Consider the following 11,582-nt stretch of genomic DNA (forward strand, 5'->3'; position numbering starts at 1 on the left):
GCCTCTTCTCGTCGGCTGGTCAGCGACGGAGGTTCACTCCCCCGGCGTCGACTTCGCGATCTGCATCAGGAACTCGATGTTGGTGCGGGACTGCTTGAGGCGGTCCAGCAGCAGGTCCATCGCCGCCTGCGAGTCCAGCGAGTGCAGGACCTTGCGGAGCTTGTGGATGATGGCCAGCTCCTCGGGCGCGAGCAGGACCTCTTCCTTACGGGTGCCGGACGGGTTGATGTCGATGGCCGGGAAGGTCCGCTTGTCGGCGATCTTCCGGTCCAGCTTCAGCTCCGCGTTACCGGTGCCCTTGAACTCCTCGAAGATGACCGTGTCCGCCATGGAACCGGTCTCCACCAGCGCCGTGGCGATGATGGTCAGGGAGCCGCCGTTCTCGATGTTGCGGGCCGCGCCGAGGAAACGCTTCGGCGGGTAGAGCGCGGTGGAGTCGATACCACCCGACATGATCCGGCCGCTGGCCGGCGCCGCCAGGTTGTACGACCGACCGAGCCGGGTCACCGAGTCGAGCAGCACGACGACGTCGTGCCCCAGCTCGACCAGGCGCTTGGCCCGCTCGATGGCCAGCTCCGCCACCGTGGTGTGGTCCTGCGGCGGACGGTCGAACGTGGCCGCGATGACCTCGCCCTTGATCGACCGCTGCATGTCGGTGACCTCTTCGGGCCGCTCGTCGACCAGCACCACCATGAGGTGGCACTCCGGGTTGTTGCGGGTGATCGCGTTGGCGATCGCCTGGAGCACCATCGTCTTACCCGCCTTCGGCGGCGACTGGATGAGTGCCCGCTGGCCCTTGCCGATCGGCATGACCAGGTCGATGACCCGGGTGGTCAGGATGTGCGGCTCGGTCTCCAGCCGCAGGCGCTCCTGCGGGTAGAGCGGCGTGAGCTTGTAGAACTCGGGCCGACGCCGCGCCTCCTCCGGCTCCATCCCGTTGATCGTGTCCAGCCGCATCAGCGGGTTGTACTTGTCCCGCCGCTGGTCGCCGCTGTTGCCGCCCTCGCGGGCCGCCCGCACGGCGCCGGTGATCGCGTCACCACGACGCAGGCCGTACTTCTTGATCTGGGACATCGAGACGTAGACGTCGTTCGGGCCGGCCAGGTAGCCGGTCGTCCGCACGAAGGCGTAGTTGTCGAGCACGTCGATGATGCCGGCCACGGGGACGAGGACCTCGTCCTCGCCGACCTGCGGCTCACGGCCGCCGCCGGTGTCCCCGCCGGTCTCCCCGCGCTCGCCACGACCACGCCGACGGTCCCGGAAGCGGCTGCGCCGGCCACGCCGACCGCCGCCCTCGCCGTCGTCGTCGTCACTGTCGCGCTCGACGCGCTGACCACGGTCGTTGCGGTCGCCCCGGTCGTTGCGCTCGGCCCGCTCGTTACGGTCGCCCCGCTCGGCACGCTCGCCCCGGTCGTTGCGCTCGGCACGCTCGCCCCGGTCGGAACGGTCGTTGCGGTCGCCCCGCTCGGCACGGTCGTTGCGCTCGCCCCGCTCGCCCCGCTCGGCACGCTCGCCCCGGTCGTTGCGCTCGGCACGCTCACCGCGCTCGCCCCGATCGTTGCGCTCGCCCCGGTCGGAACGGTCGTTGCGCTCGGCACGCTCGGAGCGGTCGTTGCGCTCGGCCCGGTCACGGCGGTTCTCGCCACGCTCGGATCGCTCGCCGCTCTCGACCTCGTCGGTGCGGGCCTCGGCGGCACGCGGCTCGGAGGTGCCGACCTCGGAGGTACGGGCCTCCGCAGCGGCGGTCCGGCTGCGCCGCGAACGACCGCGGCTCTCGGTCTCGGTGGCCGGCTCGGCCGGCGCGTGGTCGGTGCTGCGACCCTCGGCCGCCGGGCGGTCCACGGTCTCCCGCACCTCCTCACGGGCCGGAGCGGCCGCCGCGGCGACCTCGGCCCGCGGTCGAGGGGTTCCGGCCGCGTTGCCGCCCTGCCGCTCGGAGATCGCGGCGATCAGCTCACCCTTGCGCATGCGAGCAGTGCCGGAGATGCCGAGCGACGCGGCCAGGCTCTGCAGCTCTGGCAGCAGCATCGCCGACAGACCGGTACCGCTGCGCCGACGACGGGCGGGAGCGGCAGCGGTGGCATCGCCAGCGACGTTGGAAACATCCGACGTCACGTCGGTGGTGTCGCTCAATGGATTCCTTCCCTCGATAAGGCCGGGACTGCCCGGAGTCGGAACTCAGGTGGCCGGGCGGCCTCGGTGCACCCGCCTCGCAAGGACGCGTCGCGGGAGTCTGTGACACAGCAGCCGGTGGTTTCCCGACCCACCAAACGTCGGTGGGCAGGTCTCGCCGTCTGCGGCGACCTGTGGAAACTGCGGTGCGGCGTGGGCCTTGGCAGGGGTGACGGGCTGACCGCCGAGAGCTTCGGGGGTGCGCCGCCCCGCAGGAGATCGCGTGCTTCGCGGCTGTGCTAGGTCTAGAGCGTAATCAACTCTTCCGACCTGCGGCAACAGGGTCCCGCTCGGCGTGTCCAAGTCTACCCCGGGCGACCCGGGCACCGCTGACGTCTATCGGTAACTTCCAGATCTGCCAGTCTGTTCCCGCGTCGAAGCCCGCTGGCGGCTCGCCGAACGCCAGCACACTCGGCCCGGCCCCGGAGACCACAGCCGCCACATCGGCCTCTCGCAACGCGCTGACCAGCGCCGATGTGCCCGGCATCCCCGCCGCGCGGTAATCCTGGTGCAGCCGGTCGACGGTGGCCGGCATCAGCAGCGCCGGGTCCGTGGTGAGCGCGTGCACCAGCAACGCCGCCCGTCCTGCGGTCAACGCGGCGTCGGCGTGGGGCACGGTGGCCGGCAGGGCCGCCCGCGCGGTCGCGGTCAGGCCGCGCTCGGAGGGCACGAAGACCGTGGGGCGTACGGCGTCGGCGACCGGCAGGGACACCGCACGAGCGCCATCCGTCTCGGTCCAGGCCAGCGTGAAGCCGCCGAGCAGGCACGGCGCGACATTGTCCGGATGGCCCTCGATCTCGGCGGCCAGCCGGAGGAGAGCCGGCTCGTCGAGCCGCTCATCGCCGTCGGCGACCAGGGCACGGGCCAGCAGCACCCCGGCGACGATGGCAGCCGACGACGAACCGAGGCCGCGCGCCTGCGGTATCCGGTTGACGCACTCCACGCGCAGACCCGTGGGCTGCACGCCGAGGACGTCGAACGTGGCACGCATGGCCCGCACCACCAGGTGCTGATCGTCGGCCGGCAGCTCACCGGCGCCCTGACCGGTCACCGTCACCCGGACCCCGCCGGACGACACCTCGGCGGCCAGGTCGTCGTAGAGCCCGAGGGCGAGCCCCAGCGCGTCGAAGCCCGGACCGAGATTGGCACTCGTCGCGGGAACCCGGACCCGGACCGGCCCGGCGGTGAAGTTCGTCGGCACGCGCTCATGCTAGGACCCGACACCGACGATCCGGCCGCTCGCCCGCACCGTGGGACCGGCCCGGTCTCAGCCGGCGGCGTCGGGGACCGGTTCGGCGGCCGGATCGGTCAGCGACAGACGACGGGTGGCGATCCGCCAACCGACCGCGTACACGACGGTGACCAGCCCGCAGCCGGCCAGCACCACCCGCTCGTCCACCACGTCCACGACCAGGGCCACCGCCAGTTGACTCACCGAGATGGCCAGCGTCGCGAGCATCATGTCGGTGGCGAACACGCGTCCGCGCAGCCGGTCCGGCACCTCGCCCTGGAGGGCGAAGTTCGACATCACCCAGTTGCTGCCGCCCGCGAAGTGCGCCACGAACACCAGCAGCAGCACCAGCGGGAACCAGCGGACCACCGACGTGCCCACATAGGACAGACCGTAGAGCGACATGGACAGCGCGAGCCCGGGCAGCAGCCAGGACCGGTTGGTCAACACCCGACGCATCAGGATGGGCCCGACCAACGCACCCGCGCCGCGTACCGCGAAGAGCAGACCCGCGCCCAGTGAGCCGACCCCGTACAAGCCGGCGAGCAGCGGAAACACGGTCAGCACCCCGTTGCCCAGGCCGACCGCCGACTTGACCGTCACCAGCGCCAGCACCCGAGGTCGGTGCCCGATGTAGCCGAGCGCCTCGCGGACCGCCGACCAGGTCCGCTGCGCCGGCAACAACGGGTCGCGGGCCGCCTGCAACGGCCGGCGGATCCGCGTGGCGAGGCCCGCGGCCAGCGCCAGGCCCGCCGCCGCCACCCAGAAGCAGGCGTACGGGCCGGCGGCCGAGCTGAGCACTCCACCCAGTGAGGCGCCCACCACCGTCATGGTGCCCCAGGCCGAGCCGGCCACGGCGTTGCCGGCGGCCAGTTCGTGCGGCTCCAGCACGTTGGGCAGCGCGGCCTGGGCGGCGGGCGAGTAGAACGCCTTGGCGACCGCGACGGCCCCGATCGCCACCAGCGCCAACCAGGCCGTGCCACGGTCGCGGACACCGAGCAGCAGCAACACACCGGCCAGCGCGGCCACGTTCGCGACAATCATGATCTTGCGTCGGTCGAACCGGTCGGCGATGGTGCCGGTGTACGGCAGCAGCAGCGCCACGATGCCGGTGTCCACCGCCAGCACCAGGGCGCCCCAGACGCCGCTTCCCGTGAGGTGGGGCAGCAGCACCAGCAGCGGCACCATGACGAACCAGTCGGCCCCGAAGACCACCAGCTCGGCGAGGAAGAGGTTACGGAAGCTCCGATTGCCGGTAAGGACCGAAAGGGTGGACGCCACGGACCGGCACCCTACCCGGTGGGCGTGGCGGCCACACCCGCTCCCAGCAGCGCCGAGACGGTGACGAAGGTGTACCCGCGCTCCCGGAGTCCGCGAATCATGTCGGGAAGGCCGCGCAGCGCGACCAGGCGCCGCCGCTGACCGACGTCGTGCCCGAGCAGGATCGTCCCGGGCCGGACGCCGTCCACGATCCGCCGGGCATGACCGGCCGGGTCGTCGGGAAACTCCCGCTCGACCATCTGCAACGACCAGAGCACCAGCCGATAGTTCAACCGGGCGGCCGCGTGCAGCACGGCCCCGCCCAGGTGGCCGTACGGCGGGCGGACCAGCCGGGGCGCCCGGCCCGTCACCTCGGTGATCGCGTCGTGGGTGCGGCTCAGGTCGTCGTACACCGCCGCGGCGTCCAACTGGGCGAGATCCCGGTGCGCCCAACTGTGATTGCCGACCTCGTGCTCGGCGAGCCGGTCGCGGACGAGGTCGGGGTGCTGTCGAACCTGGCTACCGACCAGGAAGAACGTGGCGGGCACCCGGTGCTGGGCGAGAGTGTCCAGCACCATGGGCGTCCACTGTGGCGCCGGGCCGTCGTCGAAGGTGAGCGCGACCAGCCGCTGGGTGGTCGATCCCGACCAGACGACCGGAAGGACGCCTGCGCCGACGTCCTGCGCTCCGTTGCCGACGGTGGCGCTGGCCGGACCGCCGGCCAGCGGCAGCCGCCGGTGGGTCAACCAGATGTCGGTCACACCCGCCCCGGCGGCCGCTCCGGTCACCAGCAGGGCGCTTCGGCGCAGCAGGTCGCGCCGGGACCACCCGCGCGCGCCCTCGGTCATCCGCCTGCCCCGCTCGTCACCGCCGATATCTACCAGGAGTATGCAAGACGTGACGCAAAGCCGAGGTCAGGTCGTTCGATCGGCGGGCACGAAGAGCAGCGCCCCCGACAGGAAACCCTGCCGGGGGCGCTGCCCGTGACGTCGGTCGACTACTCGGTCGGCTCCGACGGAGGCAGCGGCGACCTGCGGCTGCGCGGCAGTCGCAACACCTCGAACTGGTCCGTGCCGTCCACCAGCGCACCCGACGGCGCGGGGCGCGTCGCCGACGGCTGCGCGCCCTCGGCCGACGGAGCCGCCGGTGCGCCCGTCGGCACCGCCACCTGGTTCGGGCCATCCGGCTCGACGTCCGCCGGCCCGCTCGGCGTGGCGTCGCCGGAGCGCCGCCGACGACGCCGCTCCCGCAGCGACCCCTTGGTGTGCTCCACCATCGAGTAGAGGGTCGGCACCAGGATCAGCGTCAGCAGCGTCGAGCTGAGCAGGCCACCGATCACCACGACCGCCAGCGGCTGCGAGATGAAGCCACCCTCGCCGGTCAGCCCGAACGCCATCGGCAGCAGCGCGAAGATCGTCGCGACCGCGGTCATCAGGATCGGTCGCAGCCGACGCCGGCCACCCTCGACCACCGCCTCCTGGACCCCCATGCCCCGCGCCCGGTACTGGTTGATCAGGTCGAGCAGCACGATCGCGTTGGTCACCACGATGCCGACCAGCATCAGCACACCGATCAACGCCGGCACGCCCAGCGGCGTCCCGGTGATCAGCAGCAGACCGATCGCGCCGGTGGACGCGAACGGGATGGAGATCAGCAGGATCAACGCCTGGGTGAGGCTGCGGAACGTCGCCACCATGATCAGGAACACGATCGCGATGGCGACGAGCACCGCCAGGCCCAGGTCGCCGAAGGCGTCCGACTGGTCGGCGCTGACCCCACCGATGGTGAAGGTCGCTCCCGGAACGTCGATGCCGTCCAGCCGCTTCTGCAGCTCCTTGGTGGTCGCGCCCAGGTTGGAACCGGTCGCCGCGCCCGTCACCGAGACACTGCGCTCACCGTCGATCCGGGTAACCTGCTGCGGCCCCTCGGCCTGCGTGACGTCCGCGATGTCGTCCAGCTTCACCGGCCCGACCGGAAGGGCGCGCAGCTCCTCCACCGACACCGGAGCGGTCGCGCTCAGCCGCAGCACCACGTCCTGCTGACGCCCGTCGAGCGCCACCTGACCCAGCGGAGCGCCACGGAAAGCCTGCGACACGAGCTGACCCACGGCGGCCTCGGTGAGACCGACCCGACCGGCCGCGACCCGGTCGACGGTCACGTCCACCCGCGGCACGCGCGCGGCGAGGCTCGTGGTGACGTCCTCGACGTCCGGGACGCCGTCCATCGCCGTACGGGCCGCCTCGGCGGCGCGGGTCAGCACCTCCGGGTCGCTGGCCTGGACGATCACCTCCAGCTGACTGGTCGACGCGTCCTGGCCGCCGCTGAAGCTGACCTCGCCCAGGCTGGCGCCGATCTTGTCGAACTCCCGGCGCAGCTCCTCGCGTACCTGCTTGGCGTCCTTGTCGCCGCCGAGCGCCAACGACCAGCTCGCGATGTTGTTACCGCCGCCGCCCGCCCACGGCGTGTCGCCACCACCGGCCGTCACCTGGTACGTCTCGACCCCGTCGGTCCGGCCGAGGACCGCCTCGACCTGCTTGGCCGCCGCGTCGGTAGTGGCCAGGCTGCTGCCCGCCGGCAGTTCCTGCCGGAAGCTGAGCGTGTCCTGGCCGGAATCGTCCAGGAAGTTCGTCTCCAGCTTCTGCGCCAGCCCGAAGGTGGCGAAGAGCACCAGCAGGCCGAGCCCGACCGTGATCCAGCGGGTCGACCGCTTACGGGTGGCGAAGCCGATCACCGGCAGGTACGCCCGCTGCAACGGGTTGTGCAGCTCCTTCTCCTCCGCCGCACGACGCACCGCCTCGTCGTCGGGGGTGCCCCCGCGCGGCTTGAGGAACCAGTACGCCAGCACCGGGATCACCGTCAGCGAGACCAGCAGCGAGGCGAGCAGGGCCACCGTCACGGTGATCGCGAACGGCGCGAAGAGCTGCCCCACGAACCCGCCGACCAGCGCGATCGGGGCGAACACCGCCACCGTGGTGAGGGTGGACGCGGTCACCGCGCCGGCCACCTCACGGACGCCGGTGATGATCGCGTGTTGCTTCTCCTCGCCGTACTCCAGATGCCGTTTGATGTTTTCCAGCACGACGATCGAGTCGTCCACCACCCGGCCCACCGCGATGGTCAACGCGCCGAGGGTGAGCAGGTTGAGCGAGTAGTCGCCGATCCAGAGGGCGATCAGCGCGACCAGCACGGAGAGCGGGATGGAGACCGCGGTGACCACGGTCGAGCGCACCGACAGCAGGAAGACCAGGATGACGATGACCGCCATCACGAGGCCCAGCAGTCCCTCGGTGGTCAACGACTCGATCGACTTCTCCACGAACGGCGCCTGGTCGAACACCACCGTCAGGTCCGCGCCGGAGGCGTTCTTCAGGTCGGCCAGCCGGTCGCGGATCTCGTGGGAGATCTCTACCGCGTTGCCGTCCGGCGAAGCGGTGACGGCGATACCGAGGCTGTCCTTGCCGTTGGTCCGGGTGATCGCGGTAGCCGGGGCGAGCTGCTGCTCGACCGTCGCCACGTCACCGAGGCGCACCGGCGCCGCGCCGGGCGCGACGACGATGCCGCGCAGGTCGTCCAGGGTGGCGACCGGCGTTCCGACCTGCACGGGCAGGGCCAGGCCGCCCGAGGCCACCGCGCCGGCCGGGATGGCGACGCCGTTGGTCTTCAGGGCGGCGCCGATCGCGGTCGGCGCGAGCTTCGCAGCGGCCAGCTTCGCCGGGTCCGGGGTGACCACCACGACGTCGTCGCGGGTGCCGGTCACCTCGACCGTGCGGACGCCCTCGATGCCCTCCAGCTCCGGCACCACCGTGGCGCGCAGCTTCTCGGCGAGCGCCCGCTCGTCCGCGCCACCGGCCGCGGCCAGCACCACCGCCGGCAGGTCGTCGGTGCTGCCCGCGATGACCTGCGGATCGACGCTGTCCGGCAACTGGGCGTCGATCCGGCTCAGCGCGGTCTGCATCTTGTTGACCACGCCGTCCAGGTCGGTGCCGAACTCGTACGCGACCTGGACCGTGGCCGACCCCTCGCGGGACGTGGAGGTGACCTTGTCCAGCCCCGGAATGCCCTGCAGGGCGTTCTCGATCGGTTCGGTCACCTGCGACTCGACGATCTCGGGTCCGGCGCCGGGGTAGGCGGCCACGATGAACGCGGCCGGGAACTCGAGCGACGGCAGCAGTTGCTGCTTCAGCGACGGCACGGCGAACGCTCCGAACGCCGTGGTCACCACCGCGATGAGGGCGACCAGCCCTCGGTTGGCGAGGCTGAATCTGGCGAGCAGCGACATCGGCCTGGCTCACTCCTGAAAGAGAATGCGGGCGGGGATACGTGAAAGTGTGCCGGACTCGATCACCGGAACCCCCGCCGCCCCCAGGGCGGCCCCACCGCCGGCGGCGGCGACGCGCTCAGGCCAGGTCGAGGGCGCGGGCCGCGGCCAGCGGATCGTTGCCGATGGTCAGCGGGGCGGGCGCGGTGGAGATCGCCCACTCCGGGTCCTTCAGGCCGTGACCGGTCACCGTGCAGACCACCGTCGAACCGGCCGGCACCGCGCCCGCAGCAGCCTGCTGGAGCAGACCGGCCACGCTGGCCGCGCTGCCCAGCTCGACGAACACGCCCACCTCACGGGCGAGCAGCCGGTACGCCGACAGGATCTCCCGGTCGGTCACCGCCGCGATGAGGCCGCCGGAGGCTTCCCGCGCGTCGAGCGCCTTCGTCCAGCTCGCCGGGTTGCCGATCCGGATCGCGGTGGCGATGGTGGACGGCTCCGGCACCACCTGGCCGGTCACGATCGGCGCCGCGCCGGACGCCTGGAAGCCGTACATCTTGGGCGCGCGCGTGGTGGCGCCGGCAGCCTGCTCCTCCGCATACCCCATCCAATACGCGGAGATGTTGCCGGCGTTGCCGACCGGCAGGCAGTGGATGTCCGGCGCGTCGCCGAGCGCCTCGACGATCTCGAACGCGGCCGTCTTCTGCCCGTGCAGGCGGTCGATGTTGACCGAGTTGACCAGGGCGACCGGGTGGTCCTGGGCCAGCTTGGCGGCGAGCGCCAGGCAGTCGTCGAAGTTGCCGCTGACCTGGAGCAGCTTCGCTCCGTGCACCAACGCCTGGGCCAGCTTGCCCAGCGCGATCTTGCCCTGCGGCACCAGCACCGCGCAGGTCAGCCCGGCCCGGGCCGCGTACGCCGCGGCGGACGCGCTGGTGTTTCCGGTGGAGGCGCAGATGATCGCCTTGTTGCCGGCCTCGACCGCCTTCGACACCGCGAGGGTCATCCCCCGGTCCTTGAAGGAGCCGGTCGGGTTGGCTCCCTCCACCTTCAGGTAGACGTCACAACCCAGCCGGGCCGAGAGCACCGGCGCCGGCAGCAGCGGGGTGTTCCCCTCGTGCAACGTGACGACCGGCGTGGCCGCGGTGACGGGAAGCCGATCCCGGTACGCCTCGATCAGACCCCGCCACATGTCGCTCTCCTCGCCTCTCCGTCGCCGGACCGACCCGAGCCGCTACCTCAGCACCGACCCGAGCACCCGGTCACCCTGGACCACCCTGCCGCAGCCATCGATGGCACACCCCGGGTTACCCACCTGGCGGGACACCCGCACCCCCGATGGTCCAACGACTCAGGCGCCGCCCTCGACCCGCAGCACGCTCGTCACCGACCGGACGATGTCCAGCCCACGCAGTTCCTCGACGGTCGCGGCGAGCGCGGCGTCCGGCGCCACGTGGGTGACGATGACCAGCTCGGCGTCGCCGTCCCGACCGGGGGCACCACCCGCCGAGCCCTGGCGCACGGTCGCGATCGACACGTCGTGCCGGGCGAACACGCTCGCCACGGCGGCCAGCACACCGGACCGGTCGGCCACGTCCAGACTGACGTGGTAGCGGGTCAGCGCCTCACCCATCGGCCGCACCGACAGGTCGGCGTACGCGCTCTCGCTCGCCGCGCGGACACCGGCGAGCCGGTTGCGGGACACCGCCACCACGTCGCCGAGCACCGCGCTGGCGGTCGGTGCGCCGCCCGCGCCCCGGCCGTAGAACATGAGCTGCCCGGCCGCGTCGGCCTCGACGAAGACCGCGTTGAACGCGTCGCCGACGCTGGCCAGCGGGTGGCTGCGCGGGATCATCGCCGGGTGCACCCGGACGCTGACCGTCTCCTGACCGGCCGCGTCGACGCCCCGGGCCGCGATGCAGAGCAGCTTGATCGTGCAGCCCATCGCCTGGGCGCTGGCCATGTCCGCGGCGGTCACCTCGGTGATGCCCTCGCGGTGCACGTCGGCGGCACCGACCCGGGTGTGGAACGCCAACGAGGCGAGGATCGCGGCCTTGGCCGCCGCGTCGAAGCCCTCCACGTCGGCGGTGGGGTCGGCCTCGGCGTACCCCAGCTCGGTGGCCTCCTCCAGGGCCTCGGCGAAGCCGGCGCCGGTGGCGTCCATCGCGGACAGGATGAAGTTGGTGGTGCCGTTGACGATGCCGGTGACCCGGTTGATCCGGTCGCCGTGCAGCGACTCGCGCAGCGGACGCAGCAACGGGATGGCGCCGGCCACGGACGCCTCGTAGTAGAGGTCCCCGCCACCCTCGGCGGCCGCCTCGTGCAGCGCGACGCCGTCCTCGGCGAGCAACGCCTTGTTGGCGGTGACCACGCTCTTGCCGGCGCGCAGCGCCTCGACCAGCCAGCTCCGGGCCGGCTCGATCCCGCCGACGACCTCGATGACCACGTCCACGTCGTCGCGCTTGATCAACCCGAGCGCGTCGGTGGTGAACAGGCTCTCGTCGACCGGCAGGTCACCCCGGTCGCGGCCGAGTCGGCGGACGGCGATGCCGGCGATCTCCAGTGGAGCGCCGATGCGGGCGGCCAGGTCGGCCGACTGCTCGTGCAGCAGCCGGACCACCTCCTGGCCGACCGTGCCGCAGCCGAGCAGAGCCAAGCGCACAG

7 protein-coding genes are annotated in these 11,582 nt (G+C 72.1%); all 7 read right to left on the bottom strand.

From position 1 onward, the window contains the following. Positions 1–33: 33 nt before the first annotated feature. A complete protein-coding gene (gene rho / locus ACN269_RS14335; RefSeq protein ID WP_421472921.1) occupies positions 34–2,133 on the bottom strand; it encodes a transcription termination factor Rho in 2,100 nt (699 codons plus the stop codon). A gap of 295 nt (positions 2,134–2,428) precedes the next feature. Further along, positions 2,429–3,373, bottom strand: a complete 945-nt coding sequence (thrB, locus tag ACN269_RS14340; protein ID WP_421472922.1) for a homoserine kinase — start codon at positions 3,371–3,373, stop codon at positions 2,429–2,431. Positions 3,374–3,439: 66 nt separating this feature from the next. Further along, complete coding sequence (locus tag ACN269_RS14345; RefSeq protein ID WP_421472923.1) at positions 3,440–4,684, bottom strand: MFS transporter; 1,245 nt, start codon at positions 4,682–4,684, stop codon at positions 3,440–3,442. Positions 4,685–4,695: 11 nt separating this feature from the next. Beyond that, positions 4,696–5,511 (bottom strand): polysaccharide deacetylase family protein, encoded by an 816-nt coding sequence (locus tag ACN269_RS14350; RefSeq protein WP_421472924.1) that lies wholly within the window; start codon positions 5,509–5,511, stop codon positions 4,696–4,698. Between the two features lie 149 nt (positions 5,512–5,660). Further along, the gene (locus tag ACN269_RS14355) at positions 5,661–8,942 is read right to left on the bottom strand and encodes an efflux RND transporter permease subunit (protein WP_421472925.1); all 3,282 of its coding nucleotides are present in this window, start codon (positions 8,940–8,942) and stop codon (positions 5,661–5,663) included. Between the two features lie 118 nt (positions 8,943–9,060). Beyond that, the gene (thrC, locus tag ACN269_RS14360; RefSeq protein WP_421472926.1) at positions 9,061–10,110 is read right to left on the bottom strand and encodes a threonine synthase; all 1,050 of its coding nucleotides are present in this window, start codon (positions 10,108–10,110) and stop codon (positions 9,061–9,063) included. A gap of 159 nt (positions 10,111–10,269) precedes the next feature. After that, positions 10,270–11,580 carry a homoserine dehydrogenase gene (locus ACN269_RS14365; RefSeq protein ID WP_421476343.1) on the bottom strand — a complete coding sequence of 437 codons (1,311 nt, stop codon included), beginning with the start codon at positions 11,578–11,580 and terminating at the stop codon, positions 10,270–10,272. Between the last annotated feature and the right edge of the window lie 2 nt (positions 11,581–11,582).

The organism is Micromonospora sp. WMMD736 (genome assembly GCF_049179015.1).
GTDB lineage: Bacteria > Actinomycetota > Actinomycetes > Mycobacteriales > Micromonosporaceae > Micromonospora.

Excerpts from the sequence above, each read along its gene's own strand:
- ACN269_RS14350 (WP_421472924.1), bottom strand. The coding sequence starts at position 5,511 with ATGACCGAGGGCGCGCGCGGGTGGTCCCGGCGCGACCTGCTGCGCCGA.
- ACN269_RS14355 (WP_421472925.1), bottom strand. The coding sequence starts at position 8,942 with ATGTCGCTGCTCGCCAGATTCAGCCTCGCCAACCGAGGGCTGGTCGCC.
- thrC (WP_421472926.1), bottom strand. The coding sequence starts at position 10,110 with ATGTGGCGGGGTCTGATCGAGGCGTACCGGGATCGGCTTCCCGTCACC.